The 20,378-nt window shown below is 64.3% G+C and carries 18 protein-coding genes and 3 tRNA genes; 14 read left to right on the top strand and 7 right to left on the bottom strand.

Features of this window, described 5'->3' with window-relative positions:
- The first annotated feature begins 15 nt into the window (after window positions 1-15).
- The 6 genes from ACYQ2T_RS04495 to ACYQ2T_RS04470 all read left to right on the top strand — a co-directional run bounded on the left by ACYQ2T_RS04495 (window position 16) and on the right by ACYQ2T_RS04470 (window position 7,360).
- On the top strand, window positions 16-381 hold the full coding sequence (locus ACYQ2T_RS04495) for a molybdenum cofactor biosynthesis protein MoaE (protein WP_459898791.1): 366 nt from the start codon (window positions 16-18) through the stop codon (window positions 379-381).
- 295 nt (window positions 382-676) lie between these two features.
- Window positions 677-1,777: a glycosyltransferase family 4 protein gene (locus tag ACYQ2T_RS04490; RefSeq protein WP_459898789.1), complete on the top strand. Its 1,101-nt coding sequence runs from the start codon at window positions 677-679 to the stop codon at window positions 1,775-1,777.
- The gene (locus ACYQ2T_RS04485) at window positions 1,774-2,886 is read left to right on the top strand and encodes a glycosyltransferase family 4 protein (protein ID WP_459898787.1); all 1,113 of its coding nucleotides are present in this window, start codon (window positions 1,774-1,776) and stop codon (window positions 2,884-2,886) included. Before ACYQ2T_RS04490 ends, ACYQ2T_RS04485 begins: the two co-directional genes overlap by 4 nt.
- Window positions 2,887-3,065: 179 nt before the next feature.
- Window positions 3,066-5,240 (top strand): right-handed parallel beta-helix repeat-containing protein, encoded by a 2,175-nt coding sequence (locus ACYQ2T_RS04480; protein ID WP_459898786.1) that lies wholly within the window; start codon window positions 3,066-3,068, stop codon window positions 5,238-5,240.
- A gap of 149 nt (window positions 5,241-5,389) precedes the next feature.
- Window positions 5,390-6,607, top strand: a complete 1,218-nt coding sequence (locus tag ACYQ2T_RS04475) for a hypothetical protein (protein ID WP_459898784.1) — start codon at window positions 5,390-5,392, stop codon at window positions 6,605-6,607.
- A gap of 6 nt (window positions 6,608-6,613) precedes the next feature.
- On the top strand, window positions 6,614-7,360 hold the full coding sequence (locus ACYQ2T_RS04470) for a UPF0280 family protein (protein ID WP_459898782.1): 747 nt from the start codon (window positions 6,614-6,616) through the stop codon (window positions 7,358-7,360).
- A gap of 81 nt (window positions 7,361-7,441) precedes the next feature.
- Here ACYQ2T_RS04470 and glpB read toward each other — a convergent pair whose 3' ends face one another.
- The 4 genes from glpB to thiM form a co-directional block, all read right to left on the bottom strand.
- The gene (gene glpB / locus ACYQ2T_RS04465) at window positions 7,442-8,740 is read right to left on the bottom strand and encodes a glycerol-3-phosphate dehydrogenase subunit GlpB (protein WP_459898780.1); all 1,299 of its coding nucleotides are present in this window, start codon (window positions 8,738-8,740) and stop codon (window positions 7,442-7,444) included.
- Window positions 8,740-10,311: an anaerobic glycerol-3-phosphate dehydrogenase subunit GlpA gene (glpA, locus tag ACYQ2T_RS04460; protein WP_459898778.1), complete on the bottom strand. Its 1,572-nt coding sequence runs from the start codon at window positions 10,309-10,311 to the stop codon at window positions 8,740-8,742. The genes glpB and glpA overlap by 1 nt, the downstream gene beginning before the upstream one ends.
- 236 nt (window positions 10,312-10,547) lie before the next feature.
- Entirely contained in the window at window positions 10,548-11,204 is a 657-nt protein-coding gene (gene thiE, locus ACYQ2T_RS04455) for a thiamine phosphate synthase (RefSeq protein WP_459898776.1), read from the bottom strand.
- The gene (thiM, locus tag ACYQ2T_RS04450) at window positions 11,201-12,031 is read right to left on the bottom strand and encodes a hydroxyethylthiazole kinase (protein ID WP_459898774.1); all 831 of its coding nucleotides are present in this window, start codon (window positions 12,029-12,031) and stop codon (window positions 11,201-11,203) included. Before thiM ends, thiE begins: the two co-directional genes overlap by 4 nt.
- 313 nt (window positions 12,032-12,344) lie before the next feature.
- Between thiM and ACYQ2T_RS04445 the strand changes: the two genes are divergently transcribed.
- Window positions 12,345-13,130, top strand: a complete 786-nt coding sequence (locus ACYQ2T_RS04445; RefSeq protein WP_459898772.1) for a substrate-binding periplasmic protein — start codon at window positions 12,345-12,347, stop codon at window positions 13,128-13,130.
- Window positions 13,131-13,302: 172 nt separating this feature from the next.
- Here ACYQ2T_RS04445 and ACYQ2T_RS04440 read toward each other — a convergent pair whose 3' ends face one another.
- Entirely contained in the window at window positions 13,303-14,580 is a 1,278-nt protein-coding gene (locus ACYQ2T_RS04440) for an HD domain-containing protein (protein ID WP_459898770.1), read from the bottom strand.
- A 245-nt stretch (window positions 14,581-14,825) separates the two neighbouring features.
- Between ACYQ2T_RS04440 and rplM the strand changes: the two genes are divergently transcribed.
- The 3 genes from rplM (at window position 14,826) to ACYQ2T_RS04425 (ending at window position 17,050) form a co-directional block, all read left to right on the top strand.
- The gene (gene rplM / locus ACYQ2T_RS04435) at window positions 14,826-15,254 is read left to right on the top strand and encodes a 50S ribosomal protein L13 (RefSeq protein ID WP_404844238.1); all 429 of its coding nucleotides are present in this window, start codon (window positions 14,826-14,828) and stop codon (window positions 15,252-15,254) included.
- 27 nt (window positions 15,255-15,281) lie between these two features.
- On the top strand, window positions 15,282-15,677 hold the full coding sequence (gene rpsI / locus ACYQ2T_RS04430) for a 30S ribosomal protein S9 (RefSeq protein ID WP_404844237.1): 396 nt from the start codon (window positions 15,282-15,284) through the stop codon (window positions 15,675-15,677).
- 107 nt (window positions 15,678-15,784) lie between these two features.
- Window positions 15,785-17,050 (top strand): radical SAM family protein, encoded by a 1,266-nt coding sequence (locus ACYQ2T_RS04425; protein ID WP_459898768.1) that lies wholly within the window; start codon window positions 15,785-15,787, stop codon window positions 17,048-17,050.
- A gap of 396 nt (window positions 17,051-17,446) precedes the next feature.
- Here ACYQ2T_RS04425 and ACYQ2T_RS04420 read toward each other — a convergent pair.
- Together ACYQ2T_RS04420 and purM are read right to left on the bottom strand one after the other, a co-directional pair.
- Window positions 17,447-17,523, bottom strand: a tRNA-Trp gene (locus ACYQ2T_RS04420).
- A 48-nt stretch (window positions 17,524-17,571) separates the two neighbouring features.
- Window positions 17,572-18,633, bottom strand: coding sequence for a phosphoribosylformylglycinamidine cyclo-ligase (gene purM, locus ACYQ2T_RS04415; RefSeq protein ID WP_459898766.1), 1,062 nt, complete (start codon window positions 18,631-18,633; stop codon window positions 17,572-17,574).
- A gap of 92 nt (window positions 18,634-18,725) precedes the next feature.
- Here purM and ACYQ2T_RS04410 point away from each other — a divergent pair, with 92 nt between their 5' ends.
- The 4 genes from ACYQ2T_RS04410 (at window position 18,726) to ACYQ2T_RS04395 (ending at window position 20,309) form a co-directional block, all read left to right on the top strand.
- On the top strand, window positions 18,726-19,052 hold the full coding sequence (locus tag ACYQ2T_RS04410) for a hypothetical protein (RefSeq protein WP_459898764.1): 327 nt from the start codon (window positions 18,726-18,728) through the stop codon (window positions 19,050-19,052).
- Window positions 19,053-19,054: 2 nt separating this feature from the next.
- A complete protein-coding gene (amrS, locus tag ACYQ2T_RS04405; RefSeq protein ID WP_459898762.1) occupies window positions 19,055-20,068 on the top strand; it encodes an AmmeMemoRadiSam system radical SAM enzyme in 1,014 nt (337 codons plus the stop codon).
- A gap of 74 nt (window positions 20,069-20,142) precedes the next feature.
- A tRNA-Gly gene (locus ACYQ2T_RS04400) sits at window positions 20,143-20,217 on the top strand.
- Window positions 20,218-20,232: 15 nt separating this feature from the next.
- Window positions 20,233-20,309, top strand: a tRNA-Pro gene (locus tag ACYQ2T_RS04395).
- Window positions 20,310-20,378 lie beyond the last annotated feature (69 nt).

The following is a 20,378-nucleotide window of genomic DNA, read 5'->3' as shown; positions in this document are numbered from 1 at the left end:
AACAGGATAGTACAAATGGACCTTTCCAAGACTATAGCAGAACTGAAAAAGGACCCTGAATTCACCAAAAACGTCGGCATGGTGCTGTGCCACAACGGCATTGTGCGCGCCACCTCCCGTGTGTCGAACGGGGCTGTGGTGACGGGTGTGGAAATCACCACCGATCAGGACAAAGTTGACGCCCTGTGCGCCGAATACCAGCAAAAGCCCGGCATCTGGCGCTGCATCGCCAAGGGCAACTCCGGCATGATGAAGCCCGGCGACGACGCCCTGTTCATCATTGTGGCCGGCGACTTCCGCGAGAACGTCAAGGCCACTCTGTCTGAACTGCTCGACCGCATCAAGTCCGAAGCCGTAACAAAGAAGGAAACCTTGGCCTAACCGGCCAGCGCCGCCATGCGTGGCGGCTCTCCTTCACAGCGTTCTGGGGCGCGCGGGCATTTTTCGCCTGTGCGCCCTTTTTTTCCGCACCCGGAACAGGCAAATCCTACCGCCTGTCCGGCCCTTCCCGGCCCTGCACAACGCACAGGCGCGGCCGGGGAGAACGCGGCAATCCGCCCCATGTGGGCCTTGCCGCCGCGTGCCGCCTGCCCTGCGCCCGCCGCCAAAAGGCCGACGCCGCAAAAGAGGCTACGCAGCATCTTGCAATTCCTGTGCAATATCCGTACTAGGCCACATGCGCATCATTCAAGTGGTCAACGTCCGGTGGTTCAACGCCACCTCATGGTATGCCCTGTTCCTCAGCCGCCTGCTGCAGGACGCCGGGCACGACGTGCTCGTCGTCGCCCTCGAAGGGACGGAAACGCACGACAAAGCCCTCGCCTGGGGCCTCAACGTGCAAACCCTCCCCCTCAACAGCAAAAATCCCTGCACCATCCTGCGCGTTATCGCGCGCCTTGGCCGCCTTGTCCGCTCCTTCAAGCCGGACGTGGTCAACTGCCACCGCGGGGAATCCTTTGTGCTGTGGGGCCTGTGGAAAATGCTGGGCGGCGGCTTCCGCCTTATCCGCACGCGCGGCGACCAGCGCCTGCCGAAGGACAACGCGCCAAACCGCTGGCTTCACGGCTCCTGCGCCGACGCGGTCATCGCCACAAACTCCGTCATGTACTCCCATTTCCGCGATGTATTCGGCATCAACACCGCGCGATTGCATTGCATCCTTGGCGGTGTGGACCGCGAGAAGTTCGCCTTCACGCAGTCCGGGCGCGACGCCGTGCGCAAGCACTACGGCTTTGACGACAGCCACCACGTGGTGGGCCTGCTGGGCCGCTTTGACGAGGTTAAGGGCCAGCGCGAGCTGATTCAGGCCGTGGCCACCATGCGCGGCAACGGCGTCAGCGCCGTGCGCCTGATGCTTATCGGCTTCGAGACCGCCACCACAGAGGCCGAGGTCCGCCAGTGGATTGCCGACGCCGGAGTGGACGACATCACGGTCATCACCGGACACTGCCCAGACGTGGCCGCCTGCATCAGCGCCTGCGATGTTGGCGTTATCGCCTCCAAATGGTCCGAAACCATCGCCCGCGCCGCGCTGGAGTTCATGTCCTGCGGTATCCCGCTGGTCAGTACGCCCGTTGGCGTCATGCCCGACCTGCTCACCCCGGAGGCTCTGTTCCCCTCTGCGGACGTGAAGGGGCTGGCTACCATCCTCACCCTGACGGCCACCACGCCGGAGTTTCTGCTGAAGCTGCGCGCCGCGCAAAACGCGCGCATCGCCACGCTGTCCGGGGATGATTTTCTCCAGCAGACCCTTGCCGTGTACGGGGAGCAGTCATGAGCGCGCGCATTGCCGTCATGCTGCCCAAGCTGTCGTCCTACGGCGGCGCGGAGGGCTTTTCCCTGCGCCTTGCCACCACCCTTGCCCAGCGCGGCTACGCGGTGGACTTCATCTGCGCGCGGCAGGAAGTGCCCGCGCCGGAGGGCGTGACCCCCGTCATCGTCGGGCGTCCGCCGCTCACGCGCGCCTGCAAGATTGCATGGTACGCCTACGCGGCGGAGCGCGCCAGAACCCGGCGCGGCTATGACCTGTCCTTCTCCATGGGCAAAACCATCGCGCAGGACGTCCTGCGTATGAGCGGCGGGCCGCTGTCCGTGTTTTGGCGGCTGTCCCAGCGCGCATGGGAGGCCGGATTCCCCCGCACGTGGAAGATGGCGCGCCGCCGCCTTGCCCCGGCCAACGCGCTTATCCGCCAGCTGGAATCCACAGCCCTGCAGAACCAGCGCGTGTGCGTTACGGTGTCCCACCGCGTGCGCGACTGGCTTCTTGAGGCGCACCCCGGGCTGAGCCAGCGCGACCTGCGCATTATCTACAACAAGCCTGACCTCTCACGCTTCAACGCCCCCACAGAAGATGAGCGCGCCGCCCTGCGTAAGGAGTACGGCCTTGCCCCGCAGGATATCGCCATCTCCTTTGCCGGAACGAATTTCGCCCTCAAGGGCCTTGGCACCCTGACGCGGGCGCTGTCCATGCTGCCGCCGCACTTTAAGCTGTTTGTGGCGGGCGGGCGCAATCCGGGGCGCTTTGGCGCGCTGGCCGAGTCCCTTGGCGTTGCGGAGCGCATCCATTTTTTGGGCCGCGTGGAGGACATGCCCGGCCTGTACCGGGCCAGCGACATCTTTTGCCTGCCGTCCTTTTACGACACATGCTCCAACGCCGTGCTGGAGGCCCTTGCCAGCGGCGCGCGCGTTATCTCCACCCGCGACAACGGCTCCAGCTTCTTCCTCACCGAGGACCGTATTCTGGAGGACTCCGCCGACCATGAAGGCCTTGCCGCCATGTTAGACCGCGCCGCGGACAGCCCCCGCCCGGACGCCTTTGTCTGGCCGGAGGAGGTCAAGGCGGGCTTGCCGCCCTATCTGGACCTTGTGGACGAACTGCTCGCCTGATGCGTTCCGCCGCGCCCAGCACTTGGGCGCGGCGTTTTTCTTTAGCGCTGCCCATGCGCCGCCAGCCGTCAATTTTCCCGCGCAGGACGGGGCGCAGCGCCGCGCGCCCCATCGCGCGCAGTATGCGTTGCACCCTACGGGCCTGACGTGGCATACTTTCCTGCGATCAGGGACGGCTTTTGCATCATGCCCCGCAGGGCATCACCCCCGATGCCAACCACCAAGGACACCGGAGTCGCCACCCCATGTTCCGTCAGCGCATCACGCTTTTCAGCCTTGTTCTCGCCATGGTCTGCGCCCTTGCGGCGTGTGGCGGCCAGCGCCGCGCCCCGCAGGCGTCCGGTCCTGTCTCCGAAGCGCCCTACACCGTGTTCAACGGCGAATACGAAAACACAGACGCGCTCCTGACCGCCCCGCCGCGCACCGTAGCCGTGCTGCCTTTCACGGGTGCGGACGACGCATGGCGGACCCTGCCCGCGCAGGAGGACCCACGCGCCATTGTGCGGCGCGGCATGTACCGCCACTTTGCGGCCCTGCCCTACAAGGATATGGAGCTCCTCGACACGGACGCCGCCCTCACCCGCGCGGGCCTGCATACGGCGGAGGCCGTGCACCGCGCCCTTGGTGACAATCCCGCCCGCCTCAAAAACGCCCTCGGCGTAGACGCCGTCATCCTCGGTACGGTCACGCATTTTGACCGCGCCTACGCGGGCCTTGTTTCGCAGGTGTCCGTCGGGTGCACGGCGCGCATGGTGCGCCTGTCCGACGGCGCACTGCTGTGGCGGGCGGAGCACGTCAGCCGCGAGTATGGCGGCGGGGTGTCCATCTCGCCCATTGGGCTTGCCATGGGGGCTTTTTCATCCCTGTGGAACCTGCGTGATGTGCAACTGCTGCGCGAAACCGACGAGCTGTTCCGCGAGATGGCCGCCACCATCGCCACGCCCACCCAGCGCCTTGCCGTGGACGCCGCGCCGCCGCGCATTGACCTCTTTGCCATTGCAGGAAACCGCCGCGCCTTTCGCGAGGGCGACATTGTGCCCCTGCGCATGGCGGGCGCGCCCGGATGCAGCGCCTACGCCCGCATGACGCCAGACGGCCCGGCCATTGCCATGGCGCCGGTGCCGCAAGCCGTGAAGGCCGACCTGCGCGGACAACTCCTCGCCACCGTGCGCGACCGCTACGCCGCCGCAGGCCTTGCGCCCTCGCCGGAGGTGCTGGCGGACACCCTCGCCCGCATCGACCAGCTGGAAATTTACGAAGGCACATGGGTGCCCACCCCGCAGACGCAGACCACACGCCTGCGGCCACGCGGTTTTCTGCTGGCGGATACCGGAGCACGCGCCGAGGCCGTGGCTCCAGCGCCCATCACCATCGACACCATGCCCCCGCCCGCGCCCCAGCGCCTGACGGCAGCCTCCATGCCGCAGGGCGTGCGCCTTGCGTGGACCGCCCCGGACGCGCCGGATATCGCCGCCTATGAAATTTGGGTCAGCCATGCCGGACAGTCCGGCTTCACCAAACGCGCCACGGTGCAGGACACCGCGGCCACCTTGCGCGGCCTGACGGATTTTCTGCCCGTCTTCCTGCGCGTACGAACCCGCGACCACGCGGGCAACACCAGCGGATTCAGCCCCGCGGAAAAGGCCGTTCCCGCCCCGCGTGAGGACATTGTGGACGCCGCCGCCACATCCAGCACCCTTGGCGGCACGATTGACGGCATGCTGTTTTTACCCGCTGAACGTGGCCCCTACACCGTCAGTGCGCCGCTGGAAGTCATCCCCGGCGGTGAACTGCATATCGGTCCCGGCGCGGCTCTGCGCTTTGCTCCGGACTGCGGGCTGACCGTCCGCGGCGGCTCGCTGGTCTGCCACGGCGCGCCCGGTACACCTATTCACCTCGGCCCTAATGCCGCCACAGCGCGCCCCGGCACATGGCCCGGTGTGGTCCTTGATGGCGCGCAGCGCTCCAGCCTGAGCCATGTCACCATCACCGGCGCAGCCACGGGCCTCACGGTCCGCAACTGCGCGCCGGAGGTCACGGGACTGCGCATTGAGGATTCCTCACAGGCGGGTGTCCACCTTGGCGCGGGCGCGCGGCCCAGCATTACCTGCACCCTTATCCACGGCAACGGCGGCATGGGCGGGCTGGTCATGGAAGGCGCAGGCTGCGCCCCGCGCATTGTCCGCACCAGTTTTTCCGCCAACACACCCTTTGACGTACAAAGCTTTACCCCCGTGGCCGTGGACCTGACAGGCAACCATTTTGCGGCGGGGCCGGATGGCGGCACCATTCTTGGCCGCGTCATCATCCACCCCGCGCTGGACGCCCGCCCATCGGGCTGCCCCGCGCCATAACCGCCCCCACGAGACACGTCGGGCAAATGCACACAGCGCCGCGCACGGGGCAAGACTCACGATCCGCTGGAGCCCCTCTTGGCGAACACAAGGATAGCCTTTTGAACAAAAACGCACCCCATTGCCACCAGCACCATAAGGACGCCGCCATGCGATACGCCCCCATTCCGCGCCCTTGCGCCATTGTGCTGGCCACGCTCCTGCTGGCCGCGCTGTGCGCCCCGGCCTTTGCGGACCCCACAACGCAGGAACTCATCGGCACCATGGGGTATATCGACTGGAACCGGCAACGCGTGGTGGCCACGGGAACGGGCATTCCGCCGCATACGGCAACGGACCCGTCCCACGCCCGGGCCGCAGCGCGCCGCGCCGCCGTGCTGGACGCGCGCCGCAACCTGCTGGAAGTCATCAAAAACGTGCGTATAGATTCCAGCACCGTGGTGGACAACCTCATCGTCTCCAGCGACACCGTCAAAAGCACCATCTCCGGCCTGCTGCGCGGCGCGGTGGTGGACCGGGAAAATCAGCGGGCAAACGGCAGTATGCGGGTCACCGTCAGCCTGCCCCTCACCGGCGCCCTCGCCCGTGACCTGCTCAGCGCCGCACCCGGCGCCCACGCCGCAGCGCCGGGCACTGCCCGCCCCAGCACCAACCTGCCGGACGAGGCCCGCCTTGAGCGCCGTTTCAGCTCGCTGGAAGATCAACTCCTCGCCATGCAAGATATTCTATCCCAGCTGCAACAGGTCCCCAAGAAGGCCGCCACAGCCCCGGCGAACGGCACCACAGGCAAGGACCGCGTCATGCACCGCCTTGAGGACATGGCCCAGCGCCTGCGCGCCCTTGAGCAGCAAGCCACCGCGCCATCGCAAGCCTCCCCCCGCAGCGGTCCCAAGGCCCCGCGCGCGCCCTCGCAGGCGGCAGGCCCGGCCACGCCAAGCGCGCCGTCCACGCCGCCAGCGCCTCGCCTTGCGGCCAACGCTCCGGCGCCGGGCGCCGGAGCCATTCCCCTGCCCTCGCCCGAATCCATTGCCCGGTCCGTGCAGGCCACAGGCATCGTCATTGACGCGCGGGGAACGGACTTTTTGCCCTCCCTCAAGCCGCGCCTCACCTCCGGCGGCAACGTCGTCTACCCGGGACCGGGTACGGACTTCACCACAGCCGTCAATTCCGGCTACGTGCGCTATTACCGCGACATCGCCACGGCCCAGCGCTCCGCCCGCGCCGGGGCCTCGCCCCTGACCCTGCGCGGCACCGGGCGCGGCTCAGACATCGAACTTTCCGCGCAGGACGCCGCGCTGCTGCGCTCCCTTGCCAGCGCCAAGGGCGGCAACGTTCTTGACCAGTGCCGCGTGGTCGTGGTCTTTTAGCGCCCCATGACCAGCCCGAGACATACCAGCACCCACCGCGCCTACCGCAGCGGCGTCCGCGCCCGCGACGGCGAAGCCGCGTTTCAGGTCGTTGTCGAAGAGACGGACCTGTTTCTCGTTGCGGGGCAGGACCTTGCTCCGCAGGCCCTCGACGCCGTGCACGACCTGCGCGGCCAGCTCAAGGCGTGGATGACCCTCCAGCCGGACTTTGCCGCCAGCCTCACGCCCGTCCCCGTGCCGGAGACCGCGCCGGACATCATTCAGCGCATGGCCCACGCGGCCAGCCTGTGCGGCGTAGGCCCCATGGCCGCCGTCGCCGGAACCGTTTCGCAAATGGTGGCCGAACGCCTTGCGCCGCTGAGCCGCGATATTCTTGTGGAGAACGGCGGCGACCTGTACATGCGCTCATCGCGCCCGCGCACCTGCGCCATTCTTTCCGACCCCAGCGGGGAAGCCAGCATTGGCCTCGCCCTTGGCGCGGACGACTTTCCGCTGTCCCTGTGCGCCTCCTCCGCCACCATCGGGCACTCCCTCAGCCTCGGCAGTGGCGACCTCGTCGTCGTACGCTCCGCAAACGCCAGCCTTGCCGACGCCGCCGCCACAGCCCTGTGCAACATCCTCCGGGACAAGCGCGACCTCAAACGCGTCACCGACATTGCCCAGTCCCTGCGCAAGCACGGCATTGACGGCGTTTTCGCCCAGTGCGGCGGCTCCATCACCGTCTGGGGCGACATGGAACTCACCGCCCTGTAGCGCGCACGTCCCCGTTTTCCCCAACAAAAAAGCCCCGGCATAAACCGGGGCTTTCGTTTTTCTTTGCGTCGTCTGTTCGGGCTATTGGGCCGCGCCGAGGGTGTCGGCAATGGCCGTCACCGCCTTGTAGGCGGAGGAGATGGCGAGGCCACAGCCGCACTTCTCGCGCATCCAGTCCTGATGCGCAAGGATGGCGCCGCAGGCGTAGAGGTTGGCGTAGGCCGCCGCGCCGTCCTCGCCGAGGGGGCGGAAGCATTCGTCGGTTTCCACGCCGCAGCGGTTCACTGCGTGGCCGCCGGGGCGCAGGAAGTCCTTGTCATGCCATGCATGGCGGTCTTCCGGCTGGGTGACGGGCAGGCCAAACACCGATTCCGTGATGTTGCGGCGCTCAGCAAACAGGCCGCCACCGAGGAAGCGACCGGTGCCAAGGACCACACAGCGCGCGTGCACCGTGTACTCCGGCTCATTGAAGCCCACTTCCATGACGAATTCGTCGGCGTCCGCGTCGTGGCGCACGGAGAGGACTTTCTTCTGGCGGAATAGGGACACGCCGTCATCAACGATGCGGCTGTCAAAGGCTTCCTTCAGGCGAAGCCCCGGCACGCTGGGCGGCAGGGACGGAATCTCGAACACCGGCACGCCAAGACGCTCGGACAAATCCGCCATCACCTCATGGGGATGGTAGATGCCAAGGATGGCGGGCATGCCCACGGCCTGCGCGTCGCCAAGATGCGGGCGGATGGCCTCGGCCAGTTCCTCGCGGTTGCGGGAGAACTCCAGCGCCTGCGCCATCTGCTGGGGGAAAATCTCGCCCTTTTCCGCGCTGCCGGGGAATTCCACCACCGCGCCGCGCAGGCCGGGCCAGTTTTCGCCCTGCACGGACGCGAGCAGGTCCGGGCTAAAGCCCTTGAGGCCACGGAAGCCGATGAACAGACAGGGCTTTTTGTCGCGGCGCACTTCGGCGCCGGCCCACATGGTCTCGGGGATGGCCCAGCTGCGCTTGAGGGTGCCCATGGCGGTGAGCACGTCGCTGTTGCCGGACTCCGCCATGCGGTAGGCAAAGCCCCGCTCGTCAAAGAAGCCGAGGAACTCGCCAAACGCGGCGCGGACCTCATCCTCGCTGAGGCGGGAATAGGGATGGCGCGGGTCGTCCTCGCTCACGGCGCGCATGGCCGCGAAAGGATCGTCCCACAGCTTGCCTTCGCTCACGGGGTGCACGGCCATAACGTCCATCACGCCGCTGGTGTAGACGCTTTCGCCGGTTACGCCAGCCTGCGCCACCCGAAGGCCGCGCTGTTTGGCAAAGACGGCGGCGGCCATACCGGCAATGCCGCGGCCGATGACCATCACGTCACAATGCAAAATGTTTTCTTCAGGCATTACTCCTCCCCTGCGCCTTTCTCAGTGCGAAGTTCCAAATCGAACAGGCCGCAGTGGATAGCCTCCTGCAATTCGGCCTGAGCCAGCTGCGGGCCCCACAGGATGGAGCGCTTGCCGCGCCAGCGCTCGCCAATGAACTCGCGCAGCCCGTCAAGGTCGTCCGGTCCGGAGTAGATGCCGCGGTCGTACATGTGGCCGGTCAGGCGCAGGCCGCACATGGCGCCCTGACAGCTGCCCTTGCCCACACGGCTGCGACGGCCAACGGCCTTCAGCCCCGGCGTCACACCGTTTTCGGTGTTCAGGGAGTCGATGATTTCATCCACGGCGGACTTTGGCACCATCTCGCATTCGCACAGCAGGTGGTCGTCGCGCTCGTGGCCCTTGAGCCAAATCTTCGGCGCCACGCCCGGCTCGGTCCAGCGGGCGGCGGAGGCCTGCGGCAGCGGCTCCGTGCGCGTCCGGCACGGCTCGTTCACGCCAAGGCGCTGGCACACGAGGTCGGCGGTGCGCTCGGCCATCAGGCGATAGGTGGTCAGCTTGCCGCTGGTGATGGTGATAAAGTTGTCCAGCCCTTCGTCCTCGTGCCCCAGCAGGGTGTAGCCACGGCTAACCGTACGGTCACTGCCGCTGCCGCCGCTTTTCACGAGGGGGCGCACGCCGGCGTAGGCGCGCACGTAGCGGGTGGTCTCAAGGGAGGGGATAAGGGGGAGCATCTCGTCGATGTTCCGGTCCACTTCGTCGATGGTGGGCCGGATGTCGTCCAGCTTCTCCACACGCACCGAGGTGGTACCAAGGATTGACACCGTGCCGCCGGGAACGAGAATGTCGCCGTCGCCGGGCTTGCGCAGTCGGTTCAGCACGCGCTGCGACATGCGCGAGTGCGTGATGAGCAGTGTGCCCTGCGCGTACAGCATTTCGATGTGTCCGCCAGCCATGGCCGCCACTTCGCCGGACCACGCGCCGGCGGCGTTGACGATAACGTCGGCCTCCACGCGAAGTTCGCGTCCGGTGCGGGTTTCCACAAGGTTGGCGGCGGTGATGCGCCCGCCCTCGCGCTCAAAGCCCGTCACCTTGGTGCGGCGCAAAAAATGCGAACCAAGGCTGACAGCGTGGGCCATATTGTCCAGCGACAGGCGGAAGGGGTCGATGGTGGCGTCTTCCACCTGCCATGCGGCAATGACCTTTTCCGACAGGACGGGTTCCATTTCGCGGGCGTCCTTGGGGTCAAGGGCCGTGGCCGAGAGGCCGGCCTTCTGGCAGTAGGAGCCGAAATCCGCGGCGTAGGCTTCGTCGTCGCCTTCCACAGCGGCAAAGATGCCGCCCGTCTCTTCAATGCAATGGGGGGCCAGCCGCTTGAGGATGTTGCCTTCCTCGCGGCATTCCGCGGCGGCCTCGGGGTCGGTGAAGGCGTAGCGGCCGCCGGAGTGCAGCAGGCCGTGGTTGCCGCCGGAGGCCCCGGCGTTAATGTCCCGCGCCTCGGCCAGCACGCAGTGGACGCCGCGCAGGGCGAGGTCTCTCGCTATGCCGGTGCCTGTGGCGCCGCCGCCGATGATAAGAACCTGTGTGCGCACGATTATCTCCTTATGCACATCCATTCACGGCGTGCATCCGCAAAGGATAACGCCCCCGCCAAGGCGAGGGCGCATAGTTCTATGGTATGATATAGATTCACGTTTTGGAAGGGATATTGCGCGTCATCGCGGGACTGTCAACCTCATTTTCTCCTCCTCCGGGCGCGGCAAACAGGCCCTGCATGCTCCTCTGGGGCGGCAGTGCCAACCCGGAGCATTCGCCAACCGTCCACGCCTTAGCCTCTGCGGGACGCTTTGGCCTGCGCTACGGTCACTGCAAGCTCCGCCGCCGCCCCGCGCGGTGAAGGCGCGGCGCATATGGCGGAGACCACGGCCACGCCATCCGCGCCGCTTGTCACCACATCCGCCGCGTTGGCGGCATCAATACCCCCAATGCCAACGAGAGGCCGCTGCGTCTGCGCCTTCAGCCCGCGCAGCCCTTCAAGGCCCCACGGCGCGGCGGTGTCGGTCTTGGTGGGGGTGGCAAACACGGGGCTGACGCCGTAATAGTCCACGTCCAGCGTCTCGGCCACGCGCACGTCGTCCAGCGTCTCCACGGACAGGCCGATGATGGCGCGCGGGCCCACAAGGCGGCGGACGTCCTCCACATGCATATCGCTTTGCCCCACGTGCACGCCATGCGCGCCGCAGGCAAGGGCCACATCCACACGGTCGTTGATGAGCAGGCGCACATCCGTACCGTCAATGGCGGCCATCAGCGCGCGGGCGCGGTCCACAAAGTCGCGCGTGCCAAGGTGCTTCTCGCGCAGTTGAACAAGGGTCGCCCCGCCCGCCACGGCTTCGCGCACCGTGCGCTCCACGCCGCGCTCGCCGCATAGCGCCGTATCCGTCACCAGATACACGCCAAGGTCAAAGGTGTACCGCGCGCTCATGCCCACTCCAGCCGCACATGGGCGCTGAGGTCCGCCTCGGTGAGGGTGTAGAGCGCGTCCAAAAAGTGCACCTGCATGGTGCCCGGGCCTTCGGCGCGCTGGGCGGCCATACTGCCTGCCGTGCTCATCACCGCCATGGCGTCCACCGCCGCCTCAAGGGGCGTTCCGCCAAGGGCCGCATACGCGCCCACAAGGCTGGTGGCCGTGCACCCAAGGCCCGTCACGCGCGGCATCAGTGCGTGCCCGCCGTGGACAATGCACTGGGCCTCGCCATCGGTGATGACGTCCTTTTCCCCGCTCACGCAGACGACTGCGCCGGTTTGACGCGCCAGCGCCATGGCCACGGGAGCCGCCGCCAAGGTCTCCTGCGTGCTGTCCACGCCCTTGGTCGCGCCCTCTTCCGCTCCGGCAGGATGCACGCCAAGCGCGTCCGCCAGAACCAAAATCTCCGAAGCATTGCCCCGCAAAACCGCCGGGCGCACCTGTTCGGTCAACTCCCGCGCGGCCTGCGTTCGCAGGCGCGAGGCCCCCGCGCCAACAGGGTCCAGCACCACGGGAATCCCGCGCGAGAGCGCCTGCTCGCCGGCGCACTGCATGCTGTCCAGCCACGGACGCGACAGGGTGCCGATGTTCAGCACCAGCGCATCCACAATGCCCACAAGGTCCGCCATCTCTTCCGGCGCGTGGGCCATGATGGGGGACGCGCCAACCGCCAGCAGGGCGTTGGCCGTGGTATTCATCACCACAAAATTCGTAATATTATGCACCAGCGGCCCGCGCTCGCGCACGCGGCACACGCTGGACCAAACCTGTGAGAGTTCCGTCATTGGCGTCTCCTTCGCAAAGTGTTGGGGGGCATTTTACACAGCATCCCCAGCAGTTGGAAGCGCCCAGCCCCCACAATTCCCACCCGCCCCCCGTGAGACAGCTTGTCTTTCACGCCGAGATACTGCACAGTCAGCCCCCGCAAGGGGCAGCGCAAAACGCTTCGGCATCACTGCCAATTCTTCCGCAGCGCCCTTCGGACGGGGCTCTTCCCCGCCCGATTGCTTTTGAGCATGCCCCCCTGCGGCGCGCCCCGCGCCTTTCGCCATAACGCAACGACAGAGCCGGACCATCCGGCGCACAACCACCGAGACTATGCTCCACATTCACACGCACCTTCCCCACACCCTCCGGCGCATTGCCCCTGCCCTGCTGCTGGTTTTGATTCTCATCTTTGGCGCGGGCGCTGCCCATGCGGCCGCCCTCACCGTTGCTTACAGCGACGACGCGCCATGGAGCATGAAACAAAACGGCGCGCCCACGGGCATCGCCGTGGACATCCTGCGCGAGGCCGCATCCCGCGCGGGCGTTGACCTCAGCTTTACCCACACCACCCGCAAAAAGTGCTACAGCCTGCTCGCCAAGGGCGCGGCGGACCTGATGTTGGAAATCCAGCAGGAAAGCGGCGTTGACCGCTTTGCCGACCTCATTACGCCGCCCTACCTCACCGGACGCAACCACGTGGTCTACGCCCTCAAAAAGACCGCCGACCAGTATCCGAGGTATGAAAAACTGCGCTGGCACTATGTGGCCGTACAGCGCGGCAAAAAAACCTTCGAGCCATTCGCCACGGACCGAAGCATTGCCAAAAAGCGCTACAACTCGCTGGACACCGCCTTCTCGCGCCTGCTGCACAGACAGGTCCACGCCGTAGCCACCACCGAGGCCGAAGGCGGCTACTGGCTGGCCACACATCAGGACGAAGCCCGGCGCGTCGCCCGCACAGGCATCCGCTACAAGGGCTATGCCCCGGTCTACTTTGCCGTGTCCAAAAAATCCAAGCACCAGAAGGCCGCCCGCACCATCGGTCCCGCCATCATTTCCATGATTCAGGATGGCAGTATCGAGGACATCCGCGCCCGCTACACTATGGGCTATTAGTCCGGCGTCCCCTTTTCGCACAGACAAACGCCCCGGCATCGGTTCATCCGACGCCGGGGCGTTTCTTTTGGGGAATGCGGCCAGCCGCGCAGGCGCTCTGTCCCGCCCCGCCAAACTCGCGCGGGGCGCCTCCTTCCCACCCGCACACACCGCGCGCGGGGACTTCCAACAGCTAGTCAAAGTCCGCGAGCAGTGCGCCGATATGCAGACCATCGCCAAGGCTCACCGAGGCGTACTGCCGCTTGATGCGCCACACGGCCTCCTGCAATTGGTCGGAGGTAATGCCGTTTCGCACGGCGGTGTAGGCTTCCACAAAGGCCGCAAGGTGGTCGCAGACCTTGATCATTTCGCCGTCTTTGGGGTCAAAGGCCGCGCTGTCGTACTGGTGGGCCAATTCCTCGCGCGTCACGCTCACGGGTTTGCCGCCCACCCACGCCGTGGCGGTGAATTCCGAGCCGGTCTTGATGCCAAGGTAGTATTCCAGCCGGTCCGCAATATCGCTGTAGTCCCCACTGCGCAGCCGGGCAAACACGCGGCGCTCCAGCTCGCTGTCCTCATACTCTTTGATGAGGTCGGCAAGAGGCTCCACGGACTGCTTCACCGGCGAGATGATATCGCGGGTGAGCACCTCGGGCAGGTCGTGATAGAGGGCGGCAAAGAAGTTGTTCACCCGCTGGGCGCGCCCGGCATCGGAGGCGATGCTGAAAAAGTAGGAATACGCCGCCACGGTAAACAGGTGCCCCAGCACCGAGGTTTCGGGGATGCGCGGGGTCTGCGACCATCTGGTCTGAAAGCGAAGCTGCCCGCACAGGTGGGCAAAATGGGACAGGGTGGGCTTTGTTGCATCCGGCGATTCGCCGTTCAACCCCAAGCCCTGACTCAATTCGCTGACGCCTTCAAGATCGCTCAGCGCCTCCAGCTTTTGGGCAAAGTTCTCGTCAATCTCCGCCTTTTCCTCATCCCACGTGCCAAGACCGCGGATAAGGCCAAACTCCCAGCTGGATGCGTAGAGATGCGCGGCCTCAAGGATGCGGTCGGCCAGGTCCTGCCCGTCGCGCTCCGTGGTCAGGCGGGTTTCAAGGCGCTTCCAAAACGAGCCGCCAAGGGGCTGAAGGCGCGGGGAAAGCTGCTCCAGCACCCACAGGGACAGCTGGCGGTAGTGCTGGGGATTCGCCTTAATCTTGTAGAAGACGGGCGGCTTGATATCGGTTATGACAAGGCGGTAGAGGTAATCGATCAATCCGCCCTCGATAACGCGCAGGCCAAGGGCTATGCGCTCCTCCTGCGGCATATTCCGGGAGTTGAGGACGTACAGCACCCACGCCACCATCATCTTGTGCCCCTGCTTATCCAGCTCGCACAGGTTCATGGGGCGGAGCTTGTCGTTCCAGCGCTTCATGTATGCGCCGGAGAACACGAACTGCAAAAGACTCTTGCGAATGCTTGGCATAATCCCTCCAAAGGGGGTTGTAGACGCGGGAAAGAAGACGATACGTCGCCCGAAAACAAAGCTCAAGCGCCGGAATCGTTGAATTTTCACTTTTTTGCCGTGGGGGCTTTTCAAACGGAGGGGTTTCAGTTACCTTGTCCGTCCCGTTACAATTTTCGTCGCGCTGTCGGTGCATTTCTCGTCCGGCAGTGATATAGAACGACATATGGCACTTCGTTCCAGCACGAGCGAGGAGAGATTTTACAATGAAAACGTACAGCCCCAAGCCTGAGGAAGTCACCAACGACTGGTTCGTTGTGGACGCCGAAGACAAAATCCTTGGCCGTCTCGCCACCGAGATTGCCACCCGCCTGCGTGGTAAGCACAAGCCCGAGTTTGCGCCTCACGTAGATTGCGGTGATTTCATCGTTGTGGTCAATGCCGAGAAGATCAAGGTGACCGGTCACAAGCTGGACCAGAAGATGTACTACCGTCACACTGGCTACCCGGGCGGCATCCGCGAGGCCAACCTCCGGACCATGCTGGAAACCAAGCCTGAGGACGTCATCATCAAGGCTGTTCGCGGCATGCTGCCGAAGAACCGTCTCGGTCGTCAGATCCTCAAAAAGCTCAAGGTCTACACTGGTTCTGAGCATCCCCACGCCTCTCAGCAGCCCAAGCCCCTGGACGTTTAGTCCGGTACAGTGAGGGAGAAATACATTATGAGCAACGAATTTTTCTACGGTACCGGTAAAAGGAAGACCTCCGTCGCCCGCACCCGTCTTTACGACAACGGCAGCGGCCAGATTGTGGTCAATGGACGTCCTTACGAGGACTTCTTCCCCCGCGCCACCCTGCAGATGATCATCCGCCAGCCCCTGAACCTGACCAAAACGATCGGCAAGTTCGACGTTAAGGTCAACGTTTCTGGTGGCGGTCAGGCTGGTCAGGCACAGGCCGTCCGCCACGGCATCGCCCGTGCGCTGATGGAGTTCGATCCCGAACTCCGCGGCCCGCTCAAGAAAGCTGGTCTTATCACCCGCGACGCTCGCGTCAAGGAACGTAAGAAGTACGGCCAGCGCGGTGCACGTGCCAACTTCCAGTTCTCCAAGCGCTAAGATTTTCTTACGCTTCGATTGCTGCTATGAGGGCGAATTCGCTATGGCGAATTCGCCCTTTTTCACGGGCTTTGGCCCACACATAACTTTTTGAGGTGCAGTAGCCCATGGCTTCAAGCAAAGTGCGGCCGCGTCTGCTCTTCGCCGACGAATCCGGCCAGATATACGACCATCCCGGCCTGCTCATGATGACCCGCCGCGGTGACGAGTTCGCCCTGCCCCGCCCGGATGAACTCACCCCCCTGCCCAAGGGCAGCGACGTTTTCCTTCTGCCCGGACGCAGCGCCGTCGGCTTTGACGAAGAAACCGGCGAAGCCATCTGTCTGGACGAAAACGCCGTGGCGGCCTTTGTCTGCCCGGCCTACACCATCACAGGCGTGTCCTCCTACGTCACACAGGACGATGCCCCCATCCTGCCGCTGGTGGCCTACGCCGCCGTAGGCTACGCCAACGGACGCTTTTGGGTGGCCGCCAAAAAAGTGGACGAGGATATGCGTCAGGTCTTCTCCGGCATCCCGGACGAGCGCATCGAAAAGGGCGCGCAAAAGCTCCTAAAAAAGTATCCGGACAACCGCCTGATGGGGCATCTGGCCCGGTGCGCGCTGACCTTTGGCTGCCCGGCGGCCAAGAACCTCGCCCTTGGGCGCTTTGAAGCGCCGCTGCCCACCTCCCAGACCTGCAACGCCCGCTGCGTTGGCTGTATTTCCCACCAGCCCGAGGATTCCGGCTTCTGCTCGCCGCAGAACCGCATCTCCTTCCGCCCCAAGCCGCAGGAAGTGGTGGAAGTGATGCTGGAGCACAACAGCCGCGAGAAAAAGCGCCCGGTCTACTCCTTCGGGCAGGGCTGCGAGGGCGAACCCCTCACGGAAGCCCGCCTGATTGAGGATTCTATCCGCGCCTTCCGCAAGGCTGGCGGCACAGGCACGGTGAACATCAACACCAACGCCAGCCGCCCCGAGACCATGGAGCCGCTGGCCAAGGCCGGACTCAACTCCATCCGCGTGTCCATGAACAGCGCCAACCCCGGCCTCTACAACGCCTACTACCGCCCCGCAGGCTACGACGGGCTGGAGCAGGTGAAGGAGACCATCCGCGAAGCCAAAAAGAACGGCCTGTTCGTCTCCCTGAACTACCTCTTCTTCCCCGGCGTCAACGACACCGAGGGCGAACTCGGCATGCTGCAGGACTTCGTGACCGACCTCAAGGTGGACTTCATCCAGCTACGCAATCTTAATCTGGACCCCGAGCTCTACCTCGACATCGCCCTGCCTTACGCCCCCGGCGCAAACATGGGCTTTAAGCATTTCAAGAAGCGGCTGAAAAAGGCCGCCCCGTGGCTGAACTTCGGCTACTTCAATCCGTTCCTCGGCTAAGCCGCAGGCGGACACACCACGCGTAAAAAGAACGGGCGGCATCCACTGGATGCCGCCCGTTCTGCGTTGCAGGACAACACATACCCGCCCTGCCGCTTCTACACCTGCCCTGCCACGCTGAATTCCACCCACGCAGCAGCCAGCCTCTGCGCGCCGAAAAGCGGCCGCCCCCTGCTACGCTTTGCAGTCGCCTGACAACTACGCTGAGCAGGAACCAGTCCTTGCACAGCACTGTGCCTGTGGCCCCCGCGAATCAGCCGTGTACGCCTCTGTGGCACTCTTGCAGTGCACCCTACGCATCACGGCTCCGCACGCAACACCGCAGATGCAGAACGCCACGCACCAGACGCAAAAAAGCCCTTGCTCCAGAGGAGCAAGGGCTATACTTGCGGTGTGTGGCAGGCCAGGAGGGATTCGAACCCCCAACATGCGGTTTTGGAGACCGCCGCTCTAGCCGTTAGAGCTACTGGCCTGCGCTGCACAGAAGCGTTCTAAAGGACCGTTGTTCAACGGCTTTTCCCTCAGCGCGCTTGCGGAAAATCCACGATTACCCGCTCTTTGTCAACCTTTTTTTGCGATTTAATTTCGCCGATGACCCAGGCGCTTTCGCCCATGCCCTTGGCGCGGTTGACAACGTCCTCGGCTATATCCTCGGAAACGATGAGGATGTAACCGATACCGCAGTTGAAAATCTGCAACATTTCGGGCCAGCTCAGCTGCCCCTCTTCCTTCAGCCAGTTGAACACCGGAAGGATGTCCCAGCTGTCGAAATCGATGGAAGCCACCACCCCGCGCGGCAGAATGCGCGGAATGTTGTCGTAGAAGCCGCCGCCGGTAACGTGGCACATGCCCTTAATGGTCATGTCGCGCATCAGGCCGCGCACGGTTTCCACATAGATGCGGGTGGGCTCAAGGAGCACGTCCGCAGCGGTTCTGTCGGTGCCGGGGAAGGTGTCGTCACCCTTCAGGCCGGCCTGCGTAGCCAGCTTGCGCACCAGCGAATACCCGTTGGAATGGACGCCGGAGCTTCCAAGGCCAATGATTTTGTCGCCGGGGCGGATGGACGAACCGTCCACAATGTTGGCATTATCAACAACACCAACGCAGAATCCGGACAGGTCGTACTCGCCGGGCTTGTAGAAGTCCGGCATCTCTGCCGTCTCGCCGCCAAGCAGTGCACAGCGGCTCTGCTTGCAGCCATCAACAATACCCGCGACAACCTTCTCCGCCGTGCCGACATTCAGCTTGCCGGTGGCGAAATAGTCGAGGAAGAAAAGAGGTTTGGCTCCCTGGACAAGAATGTCGTTGACACTCATTGCCACAAGGTCGATACCGATTGTATCGTGCCTGTCGTACTGAAAGGCGAGGTTGAGCTTGGTGCCCACGCCATCGGTGGAGGCTACGAGAACGGGATTTTCCATGGAATTGGTATCCAGCTTGAAAAGACCGCCGAACCCGCCGATATCGGTCACGACCCCGCCTGTAAAGGTCGAGGAAACCATGGATTTGATCCGGGAAACAAACTCGTTGCCGGCGTCAATGTTTACGCCAGCTTCGGTATAGGCCTTGGCCCTGTCTGTCATGGGATGTGCTCCTTGCGGTGAAAGCGGCTTGCCGCCTTGGTCGGGAGTCGCTTATATGGTTTTCAGTGCCGAAATTCAAGGGAGATTTTTTCATGCTGCACACGCGCTTTTCTCCACCGCGCCTTGCCATACTCGCTTTTGCCGTGCTTTTTGTGGCTGTTATGGTGCCTGTGCCAGCCCAGTGCGACACCTCACCACAGGCCCCCGCCCCCAGAAAGGACCGCGTCTTCGGCACATCCGACGAGGGCATCCACATGGAGCGCCGCGATGACACCGGCGACCGCATCATCCGCGTGCAGCCCGCCCCCCGCCATGACGAGACGCACCAGCAGGAATACCACATCCCGCTGACCATTGAACCCAACATTTCCATTACGCCCAAAAACAGCACCACTCCCGGCCAACGCCCAAAGGAGTAACCATGCGACAGGCGCAGCTTTGGAAATCCATCAGCGGCGACCGGGTACAATGCCGCCTGTGCAGCCACTTCTGCATCATTGCGCCGGACGCGCGGGGCCTGTGCGGGGTGCGCGAAAACCGCGGCGGCAGCCTCATCACCTACGCAGACACCATCGCCGCCCTGCATGTGGACCCGGTGGAGAAAAAGCCGCTCTTCCACTTTTTGCCCGGCACGCTGACGTTTTCCTTTGCCGCCATGGGGTGCAACTTCTCCTGCGCGTGGTGCCAAAACGCCTCACTCTCGCAGCCGCCGCGCAGCGGACAGCTCCCCTCCGGCCAGCCCGCCACACCGGAAAGCCTTGTGGACGCCGCCATCGACCGGGGGTGCCGGTCCATTTCCTACACCTACTCCGAGCCCACCATCTTTTATGAATTGATGCTCGACACCGCCCGCGCCGCCCATGAACGCGGCCTGAGCAATATTCTTGTCTCCAACGGCTTCCAAAGCCCGGAGTGTCTCGACACGCTGGGGCCGTACATCGATGCCGCCAATATCGACCTCAAGGCCTTCACCGAGGCGGCCTATACAGACTTCTGCGGCGCACGCCTCAAGCCTGTGCTGGACAACCTCAAGCAGATGCGCCGTCTTGGTTGGTGGCTGGAGGTCACCACCCTCCTCGTCCCGGACGTCAACGATTCAGACGGCGAAATTGCGGATATGGCGGCCTTTATCCATGACGAGCTCTCCCCGGACACGCCGTGGCACCTGTCACGCTTCCACCCGGACTACACCATGATGGACCGCCCACCCACGCCCGTTGCCACGCTGGAACGCGCCATCGCCATTGGGCGGGATGCTGGGCTTCAATACATTTATGCGGGCAACGTGCCCGGCCATAACACCGAAAGCACCATTTGCCCCGCGTGCGGCCACGTCGTCATTGCGCGCCATGGCTTCAGCCTTGGCGCGCACAACACCAAAGGCCTTTGCCCCTCGTGCAAGCACCCAATACCCGGCGTCTTTTCCGCCGAGTGAAAAAAATGAAAAAGTTCGCCCTTAGGGCTTGCCATGGGATTTCATTTTCAGTAGGTGGTTCTTCACGACACGACGCGGGAGTAACTCAGTGGTAGAGTGCAACCTTGCCAAGGTTGAAGTCGCGGGTTCAAATCCCGTCTCCCGCTCCACTTTTTCTCTTCCCTCGGGGCGTGGCGCAGTCTGGCAGCGCGCCTGCTTTGGGAGCAGGATGTCGGGAGTTCAAATCTCTCCGCCCCGACCAAGACAATACAACAGCTTACAGGTTTTTTCCTGTAAGCTTTTTTTGTGCGCGGCTACCCTATGGCTACCC

This window comes from Desulfobaculum senezii, from assembly GCF_054657395.1.
Note: the sequence above shows the minus strand (reverse complement) of the source record. Positions and strands in the feature narration are given on the sequence as shown.